Source organism: Photobacterium profundum (assembly GCF_003026285.1).
GTDB lineage: Bacteria > Pseudomonadota > Gammaproteobacteria > Enterobacterales > Vibrionaceae > Photobacterium > Photobacterium profundum.
On record NZ_PYOD01000025.1, the window covers coordinates 23,474 to 45,727 of the forward strand.

20 protein-coding genes are annotated in these 22,254 nt (G+C 41.9%); 13 read left to right on the forward strand and 7 right to left on the reverse strand.

Annotated elements, in window-relative coordinates:
* The first annotated feature begins 177 nt into the window (after window positions 1–177).
* The 4 genes from C9J48_RS26365 (at window position 178) to pgi (ending at window position 6,294) form a co-directional block, all read left to right on the forward strand.
* On the forward strand, window positions 178–1,575 hold the full coding sequence (locus C9J48_RS26365; protein ID WP_006233795.1) for a replicative DNA helicase: 1,398 nt from the start codon (window positions 178–180) through the stop codon (window positions 1,573–1,575).
* Between the two features lie 28 nt (window positions 1,576–1,603).
* Window positions 1,604–2,683, forward strand: a complete 1,080-nt coding sequence (gene alr / locus C9J48_RS26370; RefSeq protein WP_006233794.1) for an alanine racemase — start codon at window positions 1,604–1,606, stop codon at window positions 2,681–2,683.
* Between the two features lie 24 nt (window positions 2,684–2,707).
* On the forward strand, window positions 2,708–3,958 hold the full coding sequence (locus C9J48_RS26375; protein ID WP_006233793.1) for a BamA/TamA family outer membrane protein: 1,251 nt from the start codon (window positions 2,708–2,710) through the stop codon (window positions 3,956–3,958).
* Window positions 3,959–4,641: 683 nt separating this feature from the next.
* The gene (gene pgi, locus C9J48_RS26380; protein ID WP_006233792.1) at window positions 4,642–6,294 is read left to right on the forward strand and encodes a glucose-6-phosphate isomerase; all 1,653 of its coding nucleotides are present in this window, start codon (window positions 4,642–4,644) and stop codon (window positions 6,292–6,294) included.
* A gap of 88 nt (window positions 6,295–6,382) precedes the next feature.
* Here pgi and C9J48_RS26385 read toward each other — a convergent pair whose 3' ends face one another.
* Together C9J48_RS26385 and zur are read right to left on the reverse strand one after the other, a co-directional pair.
* Window positions 6,383–6,844 (reverse strand): chemotaxis protein CheX, encoded by a 462-nt coding sequence (locus tag C9J48_RS26385; RefSeq protein ID WP_006233791.1) that lies wholly within the window; start codon window positions 6,842–6,844, stop codon window positions 6,383–6,385.
* Window positions 6,845–6,877: 33 nt separating this feature from the next.
* Window positions 6,878–7,324, reverse strand: coding sequence for a zinc uptake transcriptional repressor Zur (gene zur / locus C9J48_RS26390; RefSeq protein ID WP_006233790.1), 447 nt, complete (start codon window positions 7,322–7,324; stop codon window positions 6,878–6,880).
* A gap of 500 nt (window positions 7,325–7,824) precedes the next feature.
* Between zur and dusA the strand changes: the two genes are divergently transcribed.
* The 7 genes from dusA to C9J48_RS26425 all read left to right on the forward strand — a co-directional run bounded on the left by dusA (window position 7,825) and on the right by C9J48_RS26425 (window position 14,874).
* Entirely contained in the window at window positions 7,825–8,865 is a 1,041-nt protein-coding gene (gene dusA / locus C9J48_RS26395) for a tRNA dihydrouridine(20/20a) synthase DusA (protein ID WP_006233789.1), read from the forward strand.
* A gap of 203 nt (window positions 8,866–9,068) precedes the next feature.
* The gene (pspG, locus tag C9J48_RS26400; RefSeq protein WP_006233787.1) at window positions 9,069–9,311 is read left to right on the forward strand and encodes an envelope stress response protein PspG; all 243 of its coding nucleotides are present in this window, start codon (window positions 9,069–9,071) and stop codon (window positions 9,309–9,311) included.
* Window positions 9,312–9,453: 142 nt separating this feature from the next.
* Window positions 9,454–10,092: a TIGR04219 family outer membrane beta-barrel protein gene (locus tag C9J48_RS26405; RefSeq protein ID WP_006233785.1), complete on the forward strand. Its 639-nt coding sequence runs from the start codon at window positions 9,454–9,456 to the stop codon at window positions 10,090–10,092.
* A 117-nt stretch (window positions 10,093–10,209) separates the two neighbouring features.
* The gene (locus tag C9J48_RS26410; protein ID WP_006233784.1) at window positions 10,210–10,443 is read left to right on the forward strand and encodes a hypothetical protein; all 234 of its coding nucleotides are present in this window, start codon (window positions 10,210–10,212) and stop codon (window positions 10,441–10,443) included.
* Window positions 10,444–10,611: 168 nt separating this feature from the next.
* The gene (locus tag C9J48_RS26415) at window positions 10,612–12,429 is read left to right on the forward strand and encodes an assimilatory sulfite reductase (NADPH) flavoprotein subunit (RefSeq protein ID WP_006233782.1); all 1,818 of its coding nucleotides are present in this window, start codon (window positions 10,612–10,614) and stop codon (window positions 12,427–12,429) included.
* Complete coding sequence (gene cysI, locus C9J48_RS26420; protein WP_006233781.1) at window positions 12,429–14,120, forward strand: assimilatory sulfite reductase (NADPH) hemoprotein subunit; 1,692 nt, start codon at window positions 12,429–12,431, stop codon at window positions 14,118–14,120. The genes C9J48_RS26415 and cysI overlap by 1 nt, the downstream gene beginning before the upstream one ends.
* The gene (locus C9J48_RS26425) at window positions 14,113–14,874 is read left to right on the forward strand and encodes a phosphoadenylyl-sulfate reductase (protein ID WP_006233780.1); all 762 of its coding nucleotides are present in this window, start codon (window positions 14,113–14,115) and stop codon (window positions 14,872–14,874) included. Before cysI ends, C9J48_RS26425 begins: the two co-directional genes overlap by 8 nt.
* 143 nt (window positions 14,875–15,017) lie before the next feature.
* Here C9J48_RS26425 and C9J48_RS26430 read toward each other — a convergent pair whose 3' ends face one another.
* Both C9J48_RS26430 and bamJ read right to left on the reverse strand, forming a co-directional pair.
* Entirely contained in the window at window positions 15,018–15,509 is a 492-nt protein-coding gene (locus tag C9J48_RS26430) for a DUF2780 domain-containing protein (RefSeq protein WP_006233779.1), read from the reverse strand.
* Between the two features lie 176 nt (window positions 15,510–15,685).
* Complete coding sequence (gene bamJ / locus C9J48_RS26435) at window positions 15,686–16,306, reverse strand: BamJ family beta-barrel-assembly machinery protein (protein ID WP_006233778.1); 621 nt, start codon at window positions 16,304–16,306, stop codon at window positions 15,686–15,688.
* A gap of 123 nt (window positions 16,307–16,429) precedes the next feature.
* Here bamJ and C9J48_RS26440 point away from each other — a divergent pair, with 123 nt between their 5' ends.
* Window positions 16,430–17,137, forward strand: a complete 708-nt coding sequence (locus C9J48_RS26440; RefSeq protein WP_006233777.1) for a LysM-like peptidoglycan-binding domain-containing protein — start codon at window positions 16,430–16,432, stop codon at window positions 17,135–17,137.
* 94 nt (window positions 17,138–17,231) lie between these two features.
* Here C9J48_RS26440 and C9J48_RS26445 read toward each other — a convergent pair whose 3' ends face one another.
* The 3 genes from C9J48_RS26445 to C9J48_RS26455 form a co-directional block, all read right to left on the reverse strand.
* Window positions 17,232–17,684 carry a GNAT family N-acetyltransferase gene (locus C9J48_RS26445; protein ID WP_006233776.1) on the reverse strand — a complete coding sequence of 151 codons (453 nt, stop codon included), beginning with the start codon at window positions 17,682–17,684 and terminating at the stop codon, window positions 17,232–17,234.
* Between the two features lie 103 nt (window positions 17,685–17,787).
* Complete coding sequence (locus C9J48_RS26450) at window positions 17,788–18,354, reverse strand: Crp/Fnr family transcriptional regulator (protein WP_006233775.1); 567 nt, start codon at window positions 18,352–18,354, stop codon at window positions 17,788–17,790.
* Window positions 18,355–18,453: 99 nt separating this feature from the next.
* Window positions 18,454–20,418: a bifunctional 2',3'-cyclic-nucleotide 2'-phosphodiesterase/3'-nucleotidase gene (locus C9J48_RS26455; protein WP_006233774.1), complete on the reverse strand. Its 1,965-nt coding sequence runs from the start codon at window positions 20,416–20,418 to the stop codon at window positions 18,454–18,456.
* A 411-nt stretch (window positions 20,419–20,829) separates the two neighbouring features.
* Here C9J48_RS26455 and cysG point away from each other — a divergent pair, with 411 nt between their 5' ends.
* Window positions 20,830–22,254, forward strand: coding sequence for a siroheme synthase CysG (gene cysG / locus C9J48_RS26460; RefSeq protein WP_006233773.1), 1,425 nt, complete (start codon window positions 20,830–20,832; stop codon window positions 22,252–22,254).

Genomic DNA, 22,254 nt, shown 5'->3' on the forward strand with positions numbered 1-22,254 from the left:
AAATTGTCAGCTTTTGGTCAAGAATAGCAAAGGGATACATCTTGCTCGCAGAAAAAACGTCATAATCATCTTATCAACAAAAAGGCATCTTTCTATTTATCCTGTACGAGATATGCGTAGAGATGACATGAATAAGGTATACTAACAGGCTTCGTTTCAGGTAACCGCGCGATCATTATGGCTGATAATAGTAAACCGAAAAAATATAAAGATACCCAGATGGATGCAATCAAAATGCCTCCACATTCATTAGAAGCCGAGCAGTCTGTGCTGGGCGGTTTAATGTTGGACAATGAAAAGTGGGATCGCGTTGCGGAGAAGGTTGTCTCAAAAGACTTTTATAGTCGTCCCCATCGTATTATTTTTGAAGCTACAGCAGCGTTACTTGAGGGCGGGCAGCCCCTCGATCTTATTACGTTGTCTGAACATTTAGAGCGTGCAGATAAATTAGAAGATGTGGGTGGTTTTGCTTACCTTGCAGAATTAGCTAAAAATACGCCTTCAGCGGCAAACATTGCAGCATACGCCGAGATTGTTCGTGAGCGAGCATTAATTCGAGACATGATTGGTGTGGCGAATGATATTGCTGATGCCGGGTATGATCCGCAAGGGCGTACCAGTGAAGACTTGCTCGACATGGCAGAAAGTAAAGTTTTTGCGATTGCAGAGCAGCGCACCAATGATAATGAAGGTCCACAGAGTGTTGATACCATTCTGGAAAAAACCTTAGAGCGAATTGAACTGCTATACCAAACGCCACAAGATGGTGTTACGGGTGTATCGACTGGTTTTAGTGATCTCAATAAGAAAACCGCAGGCCTGCAGGGTTCAGATTTAATCATTGTTGCGGCACGTCCATCTATGGGTAAAACCACGTTTGCGATGAATTTGTGTGAAAACGCAGCAATGGACCAAGAAAAGCCGGTGCTTATCTTTTCATTGGAAATGCCCTCAGAACAAATCATGATGCGTATGTTGGCGTCATTATCTCGTGTTGATCAAACGAAAATTCGTACCGGTCAGCTTGATGATGAAGATTGGGCGCGTATCTCATCAACAATGGGTATTCTGATGGAGAAGAAGAATATGTTCATTGATGATAGCTCGGGCTTAACACCAACCGAATTGCGTTCACGGGCGCGTCGTATTGCTCGTGACCACGGCGGGCTAAGCATGATCATGATCGATTACCTTCAGCTAATGCGCGTGCCTGGCATGCAAGATAATCGTACTTTAGAAATATCTGAAATTTCACGCTCTCTTAAAGCATTGGCGAAGGAATTGAATGTTCCTGTTGTTGCCCTTTCGCAGCTTAACCGATCGTTGGAGCAGCGTGCTGATAAACGCCCGATTAACTCTGACTTACGTGAATCTGGTGCGATCGAGCAAGATGCCGATTTGATTATGTTTATTTATCGTGACGAAGTGTATAACGAAGAAAGTGCATTAAAAGGCATTGCAGAAATTATCATTGGTAAGCAGCGTAATGGTCCTATTGGCTCTGTTCGCTTAACGTTCCAAGGTCAATACTCGCGCTTTGATAATTATGCAGGACCTGCATTCGATGAAGAATGATCTTAGAATTAGGAATTAGGAATTAACGATGAAAGCGGCGACAGCTTATATCAATACCGACGCGCTAACACATAACATTCGACAACTGCATTTACAGGCACCGAATAGTAAATTATTAGCCGTAGTGAAAGCGAATGGATACGGACATGGCTTGTTACATGTAGCAAAAAGTTTACCTGATGCTGATGCATTTGGTGTTGCTCGTATTGAAGAAGCATTAACGTTACGTGCAGGAGGGGTCGTTAAACCTATCTTATTATTAGAAGGTTTTTATGGCGCATCTGATTTACCTATTATCGTGACAAATAATATTCATACTGTCGTCCATTCAATCGAGCAACTAGAGGCGCTAGAATCGGCTGAATTAGACAACCAAGCGGTTGTTTGGTTGAAGATTGATACGGGAATGCATCGCTTAGGTGTGCGCCCTGAGCAACTAGATGATTTTGTACAACGCTTACATGCCTGCGATAATGTCGCCAAACCATTGCGATATATGAGTCACTTTGGTTGTGCTGATGATCTGACGAGTAATGTCACTAACCAACAAATTAATACCTTCCTATCGTTAACGGAAGGCTGCAGTGGCGAGCGTTCTTTGGCTGCTTCGGCGGGGATCTTGGCCTGGCCTGATAGCCAGCTTGAATGGATTCGTCCTGGCATTATTATGTATGGTGTTTCTCCATTTATTGAACCAGACCGTTCAGCTGAAGCATTTAACCTGCAACCTGTGATGACACTAACTTCTAGCTTAATTGCAGTTCGTGATGTGAAAGAAGGTGAGCAAGTCGGTTATGGTGGCATATGGACCAGTGAGCGTGATACAAAAGTCGGCGTAATTGCGATTGGTTACGGTGATGGTTACCCACGTACAGCCCCGAATGGCACCCCAGTTTTAGTTAACGGTCGTATCGTACCCATGGCTGGGCGTGTGTCTATGGACATGCTGACTGTCGATCTTGGGCCTAATGCGCAAGATAAAGTCGGTGATGAAGCGGTTTTGTGGGGAAATGGTTTACCTGCAGAAGTTGTCGCTGAGCATATTGGCACAATCGCGTACGAGTTAGTGACCAAGCTAACATCACGAGTTGATATGACCTATTTATAATCGCAAAGTGAAGAACAGATTAATTTGAATTTCTATAAAAAAATTAAAGCCGTAGCCCTTGCTACGGCTTTATTGCATTCAGCATCAGTTTTATCTGATGATCATCAAAAAAAATATACCCCTGATTTTGCGGCCGTTCCGTTTGCTTTTTCAAGTGACTCTTTAGGGTTCGCGGTTGGTGCGGCAGGCTTGATTAAAAGTGCTGGGCAGCCTCAAGCCTCGTTGCTTGGTGTGGGTGTTATTACCGATAAAAATTCGTGGATAACCTTTCTTGCTGCGAACAATTATGTGTTGTCACAAGATAGTCGATGGTTATTTGGTGCTGAGCTGTACGCTGCTGATTTTAATCAGGCTGATTATTATGTGGGTGACGGCACATTGAATGATTCTTCTCAAGACGATGCCATTATTGCTGATGGTAAAGAAGCCCAATACCGTTTGACTGCTCGCTATATTTTACCGTTTGGAGCAGGGGAATCTGAGGGTTTCATGGCGGCGATTAAGCCAGTGCGTACTCTGACAGGAAGCAGCCCATGGACGAGTGGGGTGTCGTCATTAGAATTTCGGCCATTTTATCAAAGTCGAGAGTTTACCGATTCTACAGCTAGTGATATAGGCTTTGAAGAGCCGACCAGTGTGTGGGGGCTTGAAACACGTTTTGATTGGGATAACCGTAATAATACCCGTAATCCTACAGAAGGTAGCCGTAGCCAGTTTTCTGTAACCTATTCCCCCGGTGATACTGATAGTCCGGAATGGTGGAGATGGGAACTGAGCCAAAGCTGGTTTTGGGATTTAGGTGCATTTAAAGATCTTATTGATCAACAAGTCTTTGCTTTTAATGTTTATACCGGCGATACCCCTAGTTGGAATAATACCCAAAATATCAATGGCAAAGATGAATATAATCGCCCGCCAGAATATGCAGGTACTCGACTCGGTGGTCTATATCGTTTACGTAGCTTCCAAGGCGGTCGTTATGTTGATCGTTCAGCATTGAGTTACAGCATGGAATATCGAGTCTTGCCAGACTGGCAACCCTTAGGTGACTGGCCCGTTTTTGATTGGTATGACGTACCATGGTGGCAGTGGGTGGCTTTCGTTGATATCGGCCGTGTTGCGGATGAATATAATTTAGTTGAGCTACATAAAGATATGAAATGGAGCGCCGGTGGTGCGATTCGTTTCCAAGTTGAAGGTGTGGTTGTTCGTACTGAAATCGCATGGGGTAGTGAAGATAATATGTTTCGCGTAATGATTAACCAGCCGTTTTAATTGTTCTATCCCATGATATAAGTATCGAGGTTTCCATGACTCGGTACTTATTGCCTTCCATTGTATTATGAATCTTTTATCTCTCAATTATTCTTCTTGAATCGTCAAAATAAGACAGTGGAGATCGGCATGCTCTTAGTATTTTCTTTCGTTTATGTCTTATCAGCTTCTAATGCTAATTACCCTGAAAAAATTGACACTATAATATTCTTACTAAGGATGGATGTCGGCATATAGCCTTCGTCAAATTATAGGTAAGACTTATAAGAAGTCTGTTGAATTAAACTATGTACTAAACCAACAAAAAATTGGCGTGTTTTTGTAATTTGTTGTTCAATTTCATCGGATGTAAAATGAAAACTATAAGGTTTGGCTTTCAGTTGAATTGTTTTTTGAAACTACATTAATTCTTGCGTCTTGATTAAAGCTCTGTTGCAATCAGAGATGTGACTGGAACAATTAGTAATAATAACGGCTATTATTTACTCTTGGTTTTCGTGACCTGACTCAATGACGGTATATGCGTATTCACGTCATAATCCGTCATAAGTTGTAAAATTACAAAAAAGTCTGATAAACAGACTGTATGCGCCACAACAACATTTGAATATCGGGGATCCATTGAGTGATTTGATTCGAAATGCTCGATGGATTGTACAACTAAAAATATCAGGAACTTCACCATGTTGAAAAACATCAACCCAACGCATACTCAAGCTTGGAAAGATCTGACTGCACACTATGAAGATGCGCAAGATCTACAATTAAGCGACTTGTTTGCTAACGACAGCGAGCGTTTTACTAAGTTTTCTGCAACATTCGGTTCAGATATTCTGCTTGATTACTCTAAAAACCTTATCACAGAAGAAACGCTGACGAAGCTATTTGCATTAGCTGAGCAAACTGAACTAAAAGCAGCGATTGCCGAAATGTTCAGTGGTGAAAAGATTAATAAAACTGAAGATCGTGCTGTTCTTCACTCTGCATTACGTAATCGTAGCAATACACCAGTCGTTGTTGATGGTGAAGACGTTATGCCTAAAGTTAACGCTGTACTAGAGAAGATGAAAGCCTTCACTGCACGCATCGTTGACGGTGATTGGAAAGGTTATACAGGACAAAAAATTACCGATGTTGTTAATATCGGTATCGGTGGTTCAGATCTTGGCCCTTACATGGTTTCTGAAGCATTAGTACCTTATAAAACGCGTTTGAACATGCACTTTGTATCAAACGTTGACGGTACGCATATCGCAGAAACACTGAAAAATTTGAACCCAGAAACAACGTTATTCTTGATTGCATCAAAAACCTTTACAACACAAGAAACAATGACGAATGCACATTCTGCTCGTGATTGGTTCTTAGCTACAGCCCAAGATCAAGCACATGTTGCTAAGCACTTTGCCGCACTTTCAACCAATGCAGGTTCAGTGTCTGAGTTTGGTATCGATACTGACAATATGTTTGAATTCTGGGATTGGGTTGGTGGTCGTTACTCGCTATGCTCAGCTATTGGTCTATCTATTTGCTTATCGATTGGTTTCGACAACTTTGTTGAGCTACTTGATGGTGCCCATGATATGGATCAGCACTTTGCACAGGCACCGTTAGAAGAAAACCTACCAGTGATTCTGGCGTTAATCGGCATTTGGTACAACAACTTCCACGGTGCTGAATCTGAAGCGATTCTGCCATACGATCAATATTTACACCGTTTTGCTGCTTACTTCCAGCAAGGTAATATGGAATCAAACGGTAAGTGTGTAGACCGTGGCGGCAACCCTGTTGATTACCAAACGGGTCCTATTATTTGGGGTGAACCAGGTACCAATGGTCAGCATGCTTTTTATCAGTTGATTCACCAAGGCACGAAGCTAATCCCATGTGATTTCATTGCACCATCAATTAGCCACAATCCATTAACGGATCACCATCCGAAGCTAATGGCTAACTTCTTTGCACAAACAGAAGCATTGGCATTTGGTAAAACGAAAGAACAAGTTGAAGCTGAATTTGTTGCAGCAGGTAAGACTTTAGGTGAAGTGAAAGACTTAGTACCGTTTAAAGTATTTGATGGTAACCGTCCAACTAACTCTATCTTGATTAAACAAGTAACCCCGAAAGTATTGGGTTCTTTAATGGCTCTATATGAGCAAAAGATTTTCACTCAAGGTGTTATCTGGAATATCTTTAGCTTTGATCAGTGGGGTGTTGAATTAGGTAAGCAGCTAGCTAACCAGATTCTTCCTGAACTAAAAGATGCAGGCAGTATTACGAGCCATGATAGCTCAACGAACGGCCTTATTAACGCATTCAAACAATGGCGTAAATAAGCCACACGTTGTGGAATAGCGGTTAGAAATAAAAGATACTAAGAACACCGCATTAGCGGTGTTTTTTTATCTGAGGGGTTAAGCTGGGTTAATCAAAACAGATTTCGATGAACGCTTTACCATATTCAGAATTGAAAGGCATGATGATGATGGCACCATCCGTCTTGTGGGTAATTGTATGACCTCGCCCTGAGACTACTGCTGGGGTTGCCATCTCAAAGTTATAACCTTTATCAGCTAAAATACGTTTAGCCCCGCCCGTTACCATATTGGTGATTTCACCTACCATATCAGTAACTTCTTCGTTGATACCATTTGGGCGCTCACCAAGCATGCGTTGCATGATTTCTAAAGCGAGGTTTTCATCAAAGGTAATCGACATTGATCCTTTCGTTTGTGGACCAATCAAGCCAATTAAACCTGATACATCACCGCGTGCCACTTCATCTTTTTTAATGCGTGGCTTTTGTGGGGCCAATTCCATTGACGCCATGGTTTTCAGAACATTCAAAAGTGATGCTAAGAAAGGGTTTACGAATTCTGCTCGCATAATTACGTATTGTGCCTATGAAAATTTAAAATATTATTTGCTGCTCTGACACTTACGACAAATACCGTGGCTTTCTACGACATGATGATTAATTTTGAAGCCATATTTTTCTGATTTTTGGCGCAATAATTTTGCTAAATCATCATCATGAGATTCTTCTACATAGCCGCATTCATCACAAATCAGTAATTGTGAACAATGATCGGCGTGTCCAAGAACACAACAAGCTATATAGCTGTTAGTCGATTCAACTTTATGAATAAAGCCTTGAGCCAATAGAAAGTCGAGCGCACGATATATTGTTGGTGGTTTTGCTTGAGGCTCGGTGACTTTTAGTAAGTCTAATAACTCATAAGCGCTTATTGAACTGTGGTGCTCAATAATTAATTCAAGAACTTTTAACCGTTGAGGTGTAAGTCTAACTCCTCGTTGATCGCAAAGCTGTTGTGCTTTATTCAGCAGTTGCGTTTGATTAGCCATTAAAACCTCAGAAAACAGCGATAAGTCAGACAGTTTATCACAGCATTCGATAAACGTATGTCTGGTCTATAAATTCTAGAACAATCAGGAGAATATTTCGTGTGTTTGATCACGCTACCAGATGTATTCGACAAAAATAATGGAATACGCAGATTAATAGCGGCCCCCTACAATGTCACTGACTTGTAATAGACGTTTATAACGTAAGTGTATTCGGAGGGGTTTGTAAAGAATGGCGAGAAGGGTGGGTAACAATGTTAATTTTAACCCTTTGAAATAAAAGGTGAGGTTATGTGTGAGTATATCCGCCTTTACATTTTTTAATGGGGGAGGTGGATTGGTTGTTATCGGGTTTTAGTTTCTATCTTGGGCTTCGTTAATAAATCGCGTAAACTAGCGCACCTTGCTAAGAAACACAGTGCTTTTTACTTTTTTAAGTATTGAAAAGCCGATTAGCAATATTTTGTATTTATAGTTCCACTTAGAATGAAGGTATGACAATGGTCACTGATGCTTTATTGAATAACCAAAATGATGAAATAAAAACGCAAGATAATTCTGGTTATCCAATGCAGCGTTTTTCCGTTGCACCGATGCTTGATTGGACTGATCGCCATTGTCGTTATTTCCATCGCCTATTAAGTGACAATGCTTTGCTTTATACCGAAATGGTTACAACAGGGGCAATTATTCATGGTAAAGGCGATTTTCTGACGTTTAATGAAGAAGAGAATCCTGTCGCATTGCAATTGGGTGGTTCGAACCCTGTCGATTTAGCACACTGTGCGAAACTAGCTCAAGAGCGTGGCTATGATGAAATTAACCTGAATGTAGGTTGCCCATCAGATCGTGTTCAGAATGGGCGTTTTGGTGCTTGCCTAATGGGTGAAGCCGATTTGGTGGCTTTATGTGTTTCATCAATGCGTGAAGTGGTTGATATTCCCGTTACTGTTAAAACTCGAATTGGTATTGATGAGCAGGATTCTTATCAGTTCTTGGTTGATTTTATCGGTACCGTCAACGAGAAGAGTGGCTGTGATAATTTTACGGTACATGCGCGTAAAGCGTGGCTCAAAGGGCTTAGCCCGAAAGAAAACCGTGAGATCCCACCGCTTGATTATCCACGTGTTTATCAATTAAAGCGTGATTTTCCAAATCTAATCATGGCTATTAATGGCGGCATTAAGACGTTTGATGAGATGGAAGAACACTTGAACCATATGGACGGGGTAATGGTGGGTCGCGAGGCTTATCAAAATCCGTACTTGATGGCAGAAGTCGACCAACGTTTATTTGGCTGTTCAAAGCCCATAATTAAACGTCGTGAGGCTGCAGAAGCAATGTTTCCTTATATTGAACGCCAGTTGGCGAATGGCTCTAAACTAGGCCATATCACCCGTCATATGCTTGGGCTATTTCAAGGCATACCTGGTGGACGTCAGTGGCGTCGTTATATTAGTGAGAATGCGCATAAACCAGGTTCTGGTATTGAAGTGGTGCAATACGCGTTAGACAAAGTTCCCCATGATCTCGATGTATAACTAATACAGTTTTGCTCTAAATGATTAAAGGTTGGCTATATTTACCATAACAAATGGTTATTTTGACCAAACTTAAAAAGCGTAATCTTAATGAAAGATTACGCTTTTTTTGTATCATCATGAAATACAATGATTTATGTTCTAATTAAAATGATGGCTTACTTTGTGCAGTAGTTAGATGTAGATAATAAAGGGGAATGAATATGATCGAAATTCTATTTTTAATCGCTTTTTCATTAGTACTGGTTTTTACCGGTGTCAGTATGATTGGTGTATTACTTGCTGTGGCTGCTGGTTTTGCCATTATGGTGGTCGCGGGTATGATTGGAGTTGTGTTTAAGCTATTACCATGGATTGCATTAATTGCGGTTGTTGTGTGGTTTTATCGTGAGAAAAAAGCTGATAAGTCTCACCGAGAAAGCTCGACATACCGTCGTCGTTACTAGCGGTATCGCATTAGTTTGTATAGGAACAATAAGTATTTTTGGGCTCAATAATTCAGCAAAGCGAATGAAGTGCGGTTTTCTTGTACAGCTTCTGCTATAGTCTTGCCGATTTTTTAAAATACTTATAAGAGCGGAGACTCGAATGAACAAATTAATGCTTACAGCTGTAGCGGCTGCTGTGGCTTTTTCTGTAGCAGTACCAGCACAAGCTGCAGCACTTTTAGGGGTTAAAGCCGGCGTTGACGTATGGGATGCTAATGCGAAAATCAATAGCAGCACAAATGATAAAAGCGACGACACATCTCCTTCTTTTTACGTAGCATTTGAGCACTTTATCCCACTAGTGCCTAACTTCCGTCTTCGTTACAACGATATCGATACTGGTGCTGTTGCTTTCGAACAAACAGATTTAACTGCTTACTACGAAATCTTAGATAACGATGCGATTGCATTCGATCTTGGTCTTACCATGACGAAGTTCGGTTCTGGCAAAGTGAAGAATGAGACGTTTGATGAGTGGCAGCCTAGCATCTACGGTAACGTAGAAGTGGGTATCCCGATGACACCTCTTGCTATATTTGGTGATTTAAACTTCAGTAACTTCAACAGCAACAGCACTGTTGATGGTCTAGCAGGTGTTAAGTGGACAATTCCTTTGGTTGCGCTTGATCTAAACGTTCGCGGTGGTTACCGTGTGATGGATTACGATTTTGATAGCGTTAAAAACAGCAGTAGCGTGAAGCTTGACGGCTGGTTTGCTGGTGTAGAATTAGATTTCTAAACCTGACTGATTGTATGAAGATTATAAAGCCACGAATTATTCGTGGCTTTTTTGTTGCCTGTTTCTCTATTTTTGTACCATTTTTAATAAGTGACACATTCATCAGGAAACAGGATTATGACTATAGATGAATTACAACGCTTATATTTAACCAGCGACTTAGTGGAAGCTGTTGTTGAGCCATCAATCCAAACTAACGGATGGATTGTGGAGTTTCGTCACCGTCGTGGAGGATTAGTCCCTTTAACTGACCATACTGGTAGCGAAAAATGTTATCAAGATGTCGACTCAGCAACAGAAAGTGCGTTTGAAGTGGGTTTTCATCAAGTGAGAATTGCCGACGCCTTCTAACGTATTCTTTTGTTCATCCCGCCAAACTACAAGCTTAATGGTCAATTGAGCTGAAACTTTACGGCCCTAGCCCTAACTAAAAGTTATAAAACATTCTCATCTATTCTTTCTTGTTATTTCATTCTGTAGCTAATCTAACATAACGCAATGTATAGGGAACGTCGTGTCATGTTACTTAAGGAATTATCGGCTGTAGCCAGCCCACTCAATGATCAACAAATAGATCAGCTACAACAAGCCGCTGCTGAATCATCACCTCAGCAGCTTGCATGGATCAGTGGTTACTTCTGGGGGCTAAGTCAAACTCAGGCTTCAACTCACCTTCAATCTGTATCACAGCCCAGCGTTGTTGACGTTGTACAGCCCGCTGGTAAATTAACCATTATCTATGCGTCACAAACAGGTAATGCTAAAGGGGTTGCCGTTGCGCTAAAGGAAGAGGCGACTGTGGCGGGTATTGCGGTTGAGTTAGTCTCAGCAGGTGATTACAAAGGTAAAAACTTCGCGAAAGAAACCCATGTCATTGTTATTGCTTCTACCCATGGTGAAGGCGAAGCACCTGATGATGCGATCGACTTACATGAATTCTTACAGTCGAAGAAAGCCCCTAAACTGCCTAACCTACAATATGCCGTTATTGGCTTGGGTGACTCAAGTTATGAATTCTTCTGCCAAACGGCGAAAGACTTTGATAGTTACTTAAGCAAGCTTGGCGCTCAGCCTATGTTAGATCGCTTAGATTGTGATGTTGACTATGATGCACCTGCAGCGGAATGGCGAGTAAAGGCATTAGCCAAAGCTAAAGAGACATTATCAGCGAGTGATGCTGACGTTGTGCAGCTGCCTGTTACTCAATCTCAACAGGCTGTGTCGCAATACTCCAAGCAGAATCCATATGAAGCGACACTGCTGACTAGTCAGAAGATCACTGGTCGTAATTCTGGTAAAGATGTTCGCCATATAGAAATTGATTTAGAAGGTTCAGGCTTAACTTATCAAGCTGGTGATGCGCTAGGCGTATGGTATGAAAATAATCCTGAATTAGCGTTAGCCATTGCTGCCAAAGTGGGGCTGACAGGTGAAGAGCTGGTTGAGGTTGATGGTGAAAGCATTCAACTTGTAACGGCTTTAGTTAGCCAATATGAAATTACTTCCGCGAACCCACAGCTGGTGACGAAATTTGCTGCGCTTTCTGAGAGTAAAAAGTTAGAAAAGCTGGTGGCAGATAAAAATAAGCTTCGTGAATACTCGGGTAATACTCAAATCATTGATGTGTTAGCTGAAAAGAAAACCCAATTAAGTGCTGATCAACTTACTAATTTATTTCGTCGTTTAACGCCTCGTTTATATTCTATTTCTTCTAGTCAGGAAGAGGTGGGTGAAGAAGTTCACTTAACTGTTGGCGTTGTTGAATTCGAAAAAGGTGAAGAAAGCCGTCAAGGTGGCGCTTCTAGCTTCTTATCTCATCGTCTGGAAGAAGGCGCAGCGGTGAAAGTTTTTGTTGAAGAAAACAATAATTTTAAACTGCCTGCAGATGATAATACTCCGGTCATTATGATTGGTCCTGGTACCGGTATCGCCCCCTTCCGTGCATTTGTACAAGAGCGGGATAACCGAGAAGCTGAAGGTAAGAATTGGTTATTCTTTGGCGACCGTACATTTACCGATGATTTCTTGTATCAAGTCGAATGGCAAAAGTACCTGAAATCAGGCGTGGTACAGCAACTTGATGTGGCATTCAGTCGTGACCAAGCAGAGAAAATATACGTACAACACCGTGTGTTAGAGCATGCCGAGCAGGTATGGCAATGGTTACAAGACGGTGCACATGTTTATGTTTGTGGTGATATGAACCATATGGCGAAAGATGTCCACGACGCGTTACTGACTGTGATTGAACAGCAAGGGAAGCAAAGCCGTGAACAGGCTGAACAATATTTAAATGAGCTACGTAAGAGCAAGCGTTATCAAAAGGATGTGTACTAATGACTGAACAAAAACTATCAGATAACGAACGTCTAAAACGTGAAAGTAATTTCTTACGTGGCACCATTGCTGATGATCTTCAAGACCGTATTACTGGTGGCTTTACGGCTGATAACTTCCAGTTAATTCGCTTTCATGGCATGTATCAACAAGATGATCGTGATATTCGTGCTGAGCGTGCAAAGCAAAAGTTAGAGCCTTTGCACAATGTGATGCTGCGTGCGCGTATGCCCGGTGGCATCATTACTCCAACACAGTGGCTAGCAATCGATAAGTTTGCTGAAGAAAGCAGTTTATACGGCAGTATTCGTTTAACAACTCGTCAAACATTTCAGTTTCATGGTGTGTTGAAACCCAATATTAAGTTGATGCATCAAACACTGAACAGCATAGGCATTGATTCAATTGCGACTGCTGGAGACGTGAACCGTAACGTACTTTGTACCACTAACCCGATTGAATCTGAATTACATCAAGAAGCGTATGAGTGGGCAAAAAAGATCAGTGAACACTTACTGCCTAAAACCCGTGCGTATGCTGAAATTTGGCTCGATGGTGAAAAGGTCGAAGGGGGAGATGAAGAGCCTATTTTAGGCAGCAATTATCTACCTCGTAAATTTAAGACGACGGTGGTGATCCCGCCACAGAATGATGTTGATGTGCATGCCAATGACCTTAACTTCATTGCGATTGCTGATAATGGCAAGCTCGTCGGCTTTAATGTGTTGGTCGGTGGTGGTTTAGCCATGACTCATGGTGATAAAACGACGTACCCACGTCGTGCCGATGACTTTGGTTTTATCCCTTTGGCTAACACGCTTGATATAGCTGCTGCGGTAGTTACGACGCAGCGTGATTGGGGTAACCGTTCTAACCGTAAAAATGCGAAAACTAAATACACCTTAGATCGTGTTGGGGTTGATGTTTTTAAGGCGGAAGTTGAAAAGCGCGCTGGCATTGCCTTTGAAGCGACTCGTCCTTATGAATTTACTGACCGTGGCGATCGTATTGGTTGGGTTGAAGGCATCGACGGTAAGCACCATTTAGCGTTATTTATCGAAAATGGTCGCTTGTTAGATACTCCAGGAAAACCGCTGAAAACAGGTGTCGCTGAAATTGCCAAAATTCATAAAGGTGATTTCCGCATGACGGCGAATCAAAACTTAATTGTGGCAGGTGTACCTGCGGCAGATAAGAATAAGATCGAGCAGATCGCTCGCGATCATGGCTTGATCGATGATGGTGTCAGTGAGCAGCGTAAAAATTCGATGGCGTGTGTGGCTTTCCCTACGTGTCCATTAGCGATGGCAGAAGCCGAGCGTTTTTTACCTGACTTTGTTACGGATGTCGAAGGTGTGTTAGCCAAGCATGGCCTTGCAGAAGACGACAATATCATCTTGCGTGTAACGGGCTGTCCGAATGGCTGTGGTCGTGCCATGTTGGCTGAGATCGGTTTAGTAGGTAAAGCTCCAGGTCGTTATAACGTGCACCTTGGCGGAAATCGTAACGGTACTCGTGTTCCTAAAATGTACCGTGAAAACATAACAGTGCCACAAATCATGGATGAAATTGATCTGCTTGTTGGTCGCTGGGCTAATGAACGTGAAGACGGCGAAGACTTTGGCGATTTTACTGTTCGTGCAGGCATTATTGAACCCGTTCTAGTATCTAAGAGAGATTTTTATGCCTAACTATGCATTAGCAGATTTACTGGAAAAAACGAAGATAGAACAGATCCTTCAATTGGCTGAGATTAATGCTGAACTTGAAGCGCTTTCTGCACAGGAAAGAGTACGTTGGGCACTGGCGAATCTTGGTAGTGAATTTGCCCTTGCGTCTAGTTTTGGTATTCAATCTGCTGTGATGTTGCATTTGGTCACGAATGAATCCCCTAAAGTCCCAGTTATTTTAACGGACACGGGGTATTTGTTTCCTGAAACCTATCAATTCATTGATCTGCTGACTCGCCGTTTATCGTTAAACCTTTATGTGTACCGTTCAGAAGTAAGCTCTGCATGGCAAGAGGCACGATACGGTAGGTTGTGGGAGCAAGGGGTTGACGGTATTAAACAATATAACCGCTTGAATAAAGTCGAACCTATGCGACGCGCATTAGATGAATTGAATGTAAGCGCATGGTTTTCAGGATTACGTCGTGAACAATCAAGTTCTCGTGCATCATTGCCGGTGTTGGCGATTCAAAACGGTGTATTTAAATTCTTGCCTCTTATCGATTGGACGGATCATGATATCGAGCAATACTTGAATCAATATGACCTTCCTTATCATCCTCTTCGTGATGAAGGCTACCTTTCTATGGGGGATACACATACGACTAAAAAGTGGGAGCCTGGAATGACGGAAGAAGAAACCCGTTTCTTTGGTTTAAAGCGAGAGTGTGGTTTACATGAAGAAGATGCGGAATCGGATGGATCTGGTATTTAATCGTTAATGTGTAATATTTGCTTACTGTAAAAAAGCCTTACCTATTAGTAGATAAGGCTTTTTTTATGTCATTATTTTACGTGTTCATGACAAGATACAATATTTTACTTGTATGATTTTGACGTGATTTTTTTTGGATATGATTAACTTGTAGGACTCCACACTTTACCTAAGGATTCAACCAGCCCAGCACTTGCACCTTGATCACCCACGAATTGTAGAACAACAGGTATAAATTGGCTGACCATGCTAGCATCCATACCAAGTGCAGAGAAAACTTGATTTAACCCCTCGGTGTTACCAAGTAGGCTGCCTAACCCTGCAGGAATAGCACTGGTTAGAGCATCACTGCCGGGGATCATATTGGCCAGTTCAGTGGCTTGATCGCCTGAAAGTTGGCTGCTAGCCATAGAGAGAAGTGCACCTGCACCGCCGGCTGCTTGTTCTGGTGAAACGCCAAGCTGTCCTGCGAGCAACTCTGTAAGAGGGTTCGTTGCAACTGATGCTTGTTCTTCATCGCCGCCACCAAAAATGTCAGAGAGACTAAATGCCATACTGACTTGGCTGGAAACCAGTAGAACGAAAAGTGTTGTAAAACTGAAAATACGGCGGGTTATTTTTTGAATGTTATCCATGTCATTCTCCTGATAGGTTCCTCATAATCCTAGTGGAGAAAGTGTGAAAGTTATAATTAATATAGCTTAAATGTGATTTACTAGAAGGGCAAAGTAGAGCGAGGGAATAAGAAGACAAAACAATGTGAACACTGTCTCGTCTTCTTTGTAATCTACTGGAAGTTACCGAGGGGAACTTACAGGATGTCTAGTAATTCAACTTCGAATACTAGCGCTGCGTATGGAGGAATAGCAGCACCTGCGCCACGTTCGCCATATGCAAGATCTTGAGGGATACATAGTTTCCACTTAGAACCAACAGGCATCATCTGTAGAGCTTCAACCCAACCAGCGATTACGCCAGTTACAGGGAACTCAGCAGGTTGGCCGCGAGTTACTGAGCTATCGAATACAGTACCGTCAGTTAGCTCACCGTGGTAGTGAACACGTACTTGCTTGTCAGAAGTAGGGATTTCGCCGTTACCTTCAACAAGAACTTCAAACTGAAGACCAGACTCAGTTACTGTTACTTCTGAGCGTAGTGCGTTATCTTTTAGGAAAGCTTCACCGTCAGCAGCTGCAACTTTAGCTTGCTCTTGACGAGCAGCATCAGCAGTAGTGTGAAGCTCACGAAGTGCATTGTTGATTTCATCAACTTCGATTTCTGGCATGTCGCCAGTTAATGAAGTTGCGATACCTTTAGCAATAGCAGCAACGTTAAGGCCTTCAAGACCACTTTGTGCTAGTTGTTGGCCCATTTGTAGACCAATACCGTAGCTTGCTTTAGTTTCAACTGTATCTAGTTTAACGTCAGACATTTTTGTCATCTCTTAATGTAGAGTGAATTAAAGCAGGAAGGATAACAGTTTCGACCCCACTGGGTAAATGTTTGAATTAGTATTCCGTGATTGTGTGGCTTAAGAAGCTCGGGAGTGTTGTATATGGGACAGGCCAAACGCCGTTCAGTGAAGAAAAGTGAATTTAAACTACCTGAATTTTCTTTTGATAAAGTGAATTTCAGTAAAGTAAAAACCTCATTACTAGAGAAAATGACGCCACTAGTAAATAGGTGGCAGCAATTTCCTGTTTTACACCGTCGTGTACTATTGGTTCTTGTTCCTGGTGTGTTAGTGCTGCTTATGCTTCCCACAACAGAGCAACTTAATAATGACATTGGAGTACAAGATACCTCTGTTCGACGAGATATTGCGTTAAACATTACCAGTGAAGAAATGACAACAAGCGAAGAAGCTGCGCAGTTTGAAGAGCCTGTTGAAAAACGAGTTCGTGCTATTACAAATAAGATTCAGCCATTAAATACCGTTAAACCTAAGGCTGCTGTTGTATCACCGTCTGCGTCAGTAAAGACAACGAAGAGTTCTATTTCGAGTGAGTGGGCAAAACACCAAGTGCAGAAAGGTGAAACCCTATCGAATATCTTCCGCGAAAAGTCACTGCCGTTATCGGATTTATATGCAGTTGCCGCAATAGAAGGGGAAGGTAAGCCATTAAGTCAGATTAAATCAGGGCAATGGTTGCGTTATAAGCAAACCCCAGATGGTAAACTCGATGCGCTGCAGATTGAAAGTAGTGCTGGTTCTACGATGTATTTCCGTCGTTCTGATGGAAGTTTTGCGCGTGGGAAGTAGTCTATAACCGTCAGTCTCTCTGCATAAAAAAGGTCACATTGGTGACCTTTTTTATATGGGAACACGAATAAATAGCGATGCTTAATTCGTGGGATTAGCTTTTCGTTAAACGCATATCAACATGTGGAATATCATCTTCTAAGTACATGGTTGAAATTACGTTGAAACCATGCTGCTTGTAATAAGCTTGTAAGTGCTCTTGTGCACCAATATCGATATCTTGTTTTGGCCAAAGCAATTCGGCATGCTCAAGACCTTGTATTAATAACTGATGCCCAATACCTGTACCTCGCGCGGAATCTGAGGTAGCCACACGGCCCATGCTGACATTATCGTAAGTTGTACCTGCAGGTAATAAACGGAGATAAGCGACTAATTCATCATTTTTATAACCAAGTAAGTGATGAGTGCCGTCTCTTCGGTCGAGGTTATCGAGATCATGGAAAGGGCAATTTTGTTCAACAACGAAAATGTCGATCCGCAGTTTAATCAGGTCGTACAGCTGGTCTGTTGATAATTGATTGAAAGAAAGGCATTGCCACTGCATACGTTTTACTCCTGGATGAGGCTATTAGATAATCGAGATAGATATCTATAAGGTAATGGTTTCGTGGCGGCTCCGCCTTAACAATTGTTAATATATCCTGTGATTATTCTTCATTTATACGCTTTTTTATACGGCTTAAGCTTATCGGGCTAATGCCAAGGTAAGACGCCAATTGATAATCTGTTATACGCTCTAATAAAGCAGGGAAATTTTCACTAAAGAGTTTGAAGCGTTCTTCAGGTGTATGCATTAACATAAAACGCTCTTTCTGTTCTTTGTAGATTAACTGGCGTTCAATAAGCTTGATGTAAAGAGGATTATTTTGCTCTCGCCATTCCTGTAATAATTGGATTGGTAAAGAAAGCAACTGGCAGGCAGACAATGTTTCTAATAAAAAAGGCGATGCTTGATGGGTTATAAGGCTTTCAAACCCTAATAAAACGTCCTGATCCCAATAAAACTCTTTGCTGAATTGATTGCCGTCTTCTGTTAAATAACATGCATGACAAACCCCATCGAGTAAAAAGAAGCAATGTTCTGAATACTCGCCTTGATTGAGTAATATATGGCGAGTGGGAAGTTCTAATAACTTAGCCTGTTCTGATATGTAGTGCGCTTGCTCGCTGGTGGCACCTAGCTGTTGTAAAAACTGGTTTAGTGCTTCTTTCATATTAATATCGATTCATTTTTCTTTTTAAGCATCATAGCAAAAAAATACCGCAGCCTAAGCCGCGGTATATCTATATCTTCATTTTATGATAAATGGTGCTTATTTAGCTTGAAGATCTAACTGGTAAACCGCAAAGCCCACTTTGTCTGTATCCACTTTTTTCATTGGATATTGACCTTTTTCTTTGATAAACGCCGCGGCTTTTTCACTTGGTGAGGTTTCAAAAGTGATGTTTAACTTTTTATCACTCTTCAGCGGTGTGAAGTACCAGTTATTATCAGCACTTGGTACAACCTGACCTTCTTCTTTACTTACGCGACTGATGTAATCGGCAACAACGGTACGGTTTTCATCAGGAGCTGCGAAAGCAACGAAGTCTTCGCCTGTACCTGCAAATTTACCACTGTAAGCACGGTAGTTATTAGTTGCAATAATAAACGGTTGTTTAGGATTAACGGGCTTGCCATTGAAGGTTAAACCGGTAATACGCTCTGCATCTGCATTGATTAACTTACAGTCACCGTCATAACGTGCTGGTTGCGATAAATCGATTCCGTACTCAACGCCGTCCATTACATCGAAGTTATAAGTGCGGAAGCCATCCCAATTAATAAGACCTTGTTGATCGGAGCTAGTCAGATCAATTTGATTGAACTGGCCTGCTGAACACTCTAGCCATTCCTTCACTTCTTTACCCGTTACTTTCATTGCAACAAGGGTGTTAGGGTATAGGTAAAGATCTGCTGCATTACGGAATGTTAGCTGGCCTGACTCAACCTCAGTAAAGTTTGTAGGATCATTACCTCGACCGCCGGCCTTGAATGGTGCTGCTGCAGAAAGTACTGGTGTACCATCTAAATCAGGATCGCCCTGAATAAAGCGCTCAACGTAATCTTTTTGCGCCAAGTTGACGATTTGTACGGTTGGATCATCTTGTACTAACGCTAGGAAGCTATACATCACATCACTTGCTTTACCAATTGGTTGGTTTACAAATGTACGTGTAGCGTCATGATCTTCGCTAACGGCTTTGACTAGTTCTGCATCGGCTTCAACGATTGGCTTACCTTCGAATTTATCAAAAATTGGACGAGCTTCTGTTTGCGCGTTAGTAACAGCCCAAGAATCGCCTTCTTTATTAAGTGTTAAATCCATGACACCAAGGTGATCACCCCAACGACCCGGCATAACAGCAGCGACACCATTGATGGTACCTTTCTCAATATCAGCATTTGGAACATTGGCAAATTCTTTACTTGGGAATACACCGTGTGAGTGACCAAATGCAATAGCATCGATGTCTTTTACTTCTGTGAGATAATAAACAGAATTCTCAGCCATCACTTTATACGGGTCGGTTGATACACCTGAGTGTGGAATCGCCACAATAACATCTGCACCTTCTGCTTTCATTTGTGGTACAAATTTTTCAGCAGTTTGCTTGATGTCTAACGCTTCAACTTTGCCTTCTAGGTTTTTCTTATCCCAGATTAAGATCTGAGGTGGAACAAAGCCGATATAACCCACTTTAATTTCGTGCTCTACACCATCAGTATCTTTAAACATGTAAGGTTTAATAATGTATGGTGTGAACATGTTTTTACCTGTTTTTAGGTCAATCACGTTCGAGTTGATGTAAGGGAAGTTAGCCCCTTCAATAGATGTTTTTAGGAAGTCTAAGCCGTAGTTGAATTCGTGGTTACCCAAGTTCCCCACTTCATAACCAAGCTGATTCATTACTTTATATACAGGGTGAACTTCGCCTGCTTTAATCCCTTTTGCTGCCATGTAGTCACCCATTGGGCTACCTTGCAGCAAATCACCGTTATCTACCAATACGCTGTTAGTTGCCTCTGCTTGTGCTTCTTTTACTAATGTCGCGGTACGAACAAGGCCAGTTTTTTTTGTTGGTGCGTCTTTATAGTAATCATAATCCATTATATTTGTATGGATATCTGTTGTTTCTAAAATACGCAGCTTAATGGTTTCAGCAGTAGCAGGACCAGCCATCATTAGTAGACCACCCAATATGGCTAATGACAGTGGCTTGGCAGATAATTTCATGTATTTCTCCAGAAGGTTAGGCATGGGAAAGCATGCTTAAGGTAGCAAATATACCGTGGAAGTAATTAGTGCCTCTCATATTATTGTGCTTCGTATCTCGTTTTTTTGAGGCATAGAGCATATTCAATTTGTTACCGATGGGGATTTAAACGATTTCCATTCATTTTACTAAGATAAAAAAGGTATAAGTTAAGTCCAACGGATCTAGTTTATTTTAGTTCTATTACTAAATTGTTCTGTGATAAGGACTCTTTTTAGCTAAATTCTGCTTTTATTGTTCAATTTTCATCGTTGATGTCTTTTTTTGTTTTTGATCAAACTTTTTGGAATAAAAGATTAGATTATAGAATTACAAGTAATATCACCCTACAGCTATAGTGCAGTTAAGTTAATAAATGTAGGGCACTGGAAATGGATTATTTGCCAATTTTTACGGATCTGAAGCGTAGACCTTGCCTCGTGGTGGGCGGTGGTGATGTGGCATGGCGTAAAGCTCGCATGCTATTGAAAGCCGGATCGGATGTTCGTGTTATTGCACCAGTGTTGAATCAAGCATTTCAACAAGCCATTGAGCAACAGCAAGTCAGCCATGTAGCTGATGAATTTGAACCTTCACACCTTGATGGTATTTTTCTTGCGATAGCGGCGACTGACCGTAAAGCCGTTAATGCACTGGTGTATCAATCGGCGAATCAGCGCCAAGTATTAGTCAACGTGGTGGATGATACACAGCGTTGTAGTTTTATTATTCCTTCTATTATTGATCGCTCTCCTATTCTTGTTGCGGTTTCCTCATCAGGCAAAGCCCCTGTTCTTGCGCGTTTAATCCGTGAAAAGCTAGAAGCGTTATTACCACAGCATTTAGGACGCATGGCGACTCTAGCGGGTAATTTTCGTGCTCGCTTAGCGAAAACAGTCACCTCATTTTCTGCTCGTCGTCAATTTTGGGAACAAGCTTTTGATGGTCGGTTTGCAGAGCTTGTGGCTTCTGGCCAAGAGCAAGATGCCAAGCAAGAGTTAATTAATCTAACACAATCTATTTCACCTCTATCTATTCCACCTAAAGGTCAAGTTGCGCTTATTGGTTCTGGTCCAGGTGATGCAGGATTATTGACCTTGCGTGCATTGCAGTTAATGCAACAAGCCGATGTGATTTTATATGACTACCTCGTTTCTGATGAGGTGATGGATTTAGTCCGCCGAGATGCCAAGTTGGTATGTGTCGGGAAAAAAGCAGGCTTCCACAGTGTGCCCCAAGAAGAGACGAATCAGCTTATCGTTAAATATGCCCAGCAAGGAAAACGTGTTGTGCGTTTGAAAGGGGGCGATCCTTTTGTCTTTGGTCGGGGTGCTGAAGAGCTTGAAGTGTTATTTGACGCCAATATCCCTTTTCAAGTTGTGCCAGGTATAACCGCGGCGGCTGGGGCGACAGCTTATGCCGGTATTCCGTTAACTCACCGTGATTATGCCCAAACCGCAATGTTTGTTACTGGTCACTTAAAAGCTGAAAGCGATCAGATGGATTGGTCGACATTAGCGCGCGGTAAACAAACTCTCGTTATTTATATGGGCTTGATGAAATCGGGTCATATTCAGCAACAACTGCTTATTAATGGTCGTTCAGGTGATACGCCGATCGCGATTATTGTAAGGGGCACGCAGAAAAATCAGAAAGTTATCAAAGGTCAGTTGAGCGAACTTGAGCAACTGGCGAAAAATGCTGAGTCACCATCACTAATTGTTATCGGTGAGGTGGTTAATTTATCAGAAAAGTTACATTGGTTCGGAAAACAGGAGCAGTCATTACAACAGTCTGCTGTTGTAAAGCTGGCATAA

Excerpts from the sequence above, each read along its gene's own strand:
- C9J48_RS26365 (WP_006233795.1), top strand. The coding sequence starts at position 178 with ATGGCTGATAATAGTAAACCGAAAAAATATAAAGATACCCAGATGGAT.
- alr (WP_006233794.1), top strand. The coding sequence starts at position 1,604 with ATGAAAGCGGCGACAGCTTATATCAATACCGACGCGCTAACACATAAC.
- pgi (WP_006233792.1), top strand. The coding sequence starts at position 4,642 with ATGTTGAAAAACATCAACCCAACGCATACTCAAGCTTGGAAAGATCTG.
- C9J48_RS26385 (WP_006233791.1), bottom strand. The coding sequence starts at position 6,844 with ATGCGAGCAGAATTCGTAAACCCTTTCTTAGCATCACTTTTGAATGTT.
- zur (WP_006233790.1), bottom strand. The coding sequence starts at position 7,324 with ATGGCTAATCAAACGCAACTGCTGAATAAAGCACAACAGCTTTGCGAT.
- dusA (WP_006233789.1), top strand. The coding sequence starts at position 7,825 with ATGGTCACTGATGCTTTATTGAATAACCAAAATGATGAAATAAAAACG.
- pspG (WP_006233787.1), top strand. The coding sequence starts at position 9,069 with ATGATCGAAATTCTATTTTTAATCGCTTTTTCATTAGTACTGGTTTTT.
- C9J48_RS26405 (WP_006233785.1), top strand. The coding sequence starts at position 9,454 with ATGAACAAATTAATGCTTACAGCTGTAGCGGCTGCTGTGGCTTTTTCT.
- C9J48_RS26410 (WP_006233784.1), top strand. The coding sequence starts at position 10,210 with ATGACTATAGATGAATTACAACGCTTATATTTAACCAGCGACTTAGTG.
- C9J48_RS26415 (WP_006233782.1), top strand. The coding sequence starts at position 10,612 with ATGTTACTTAAGGAATTATCGGCTGTAGCCAGCCCACTCAATGATCAA.
- cysI (WP_006233781.1), top strand. The coding sequence starts at position 12,429 with ATGACTGAACAAAAACTATCAGATAACGAACGTCTAAAACGTGAAAGT.
- C9J48_RS26425 (WP_006233780.1), top strand. The coding sequence starts at position 14,113 with ATGCCTAACTATGCATTAGCAGATTTACTGGAAAAAACGAAGATAGAA.
- C9J48_RS26430 (WP_006233779.1), bottom strand. The coding sequence starts at position 15,509 with ATGGATAACATTCAAAAAATAACCCGCCGTATTTTCAGTTTTACAACA.
- bamJ (WP_006233778.1), bottom strand. The coding sequence starts at position 16,306 with ATGTCTGACGTTAAACTAGATACAGTTGAAACTAAAGCAAGCTACGGT.
- C9J48_RS26440 (WP_006233777.1), top strand. The coding sequence starts at position 16,430 with ATGGGACAGGCCAAACGCCGTTCAGTGAAGAAAAGTGAATTTAAACTA.
- C9J48_RS26445 (WP_006233776.1), bottom strand. The coding sequence starts at position 17,684 with ATGCAGTGGCAATGCCTTTCTTTCAATCAATTATCAACAGACCAGCTG.
- C9J48_RS26450 (WP_006233775.1), bottom strand. The coding sequence starts at position 18,354 with ATGAAAGAAGCACTAAACCAGTTTTTACAACAGCTAGGTGCCACCAGC.
- C9J48_RS26455 (WP_006233774.1), bottom strand. The coding sequence starts at position 20,418 with ATGAAATTATCTGCCAAGCCACTGTCATTAGCCATATTGGGTGGTCTA.
- cysG (WP_006233773.1), top strand. The coding sequence starts at position 20,830 with ATGGATTATTTGCCAATTTTTACGGATCTGAAGCGTAGACCTTGCCTC.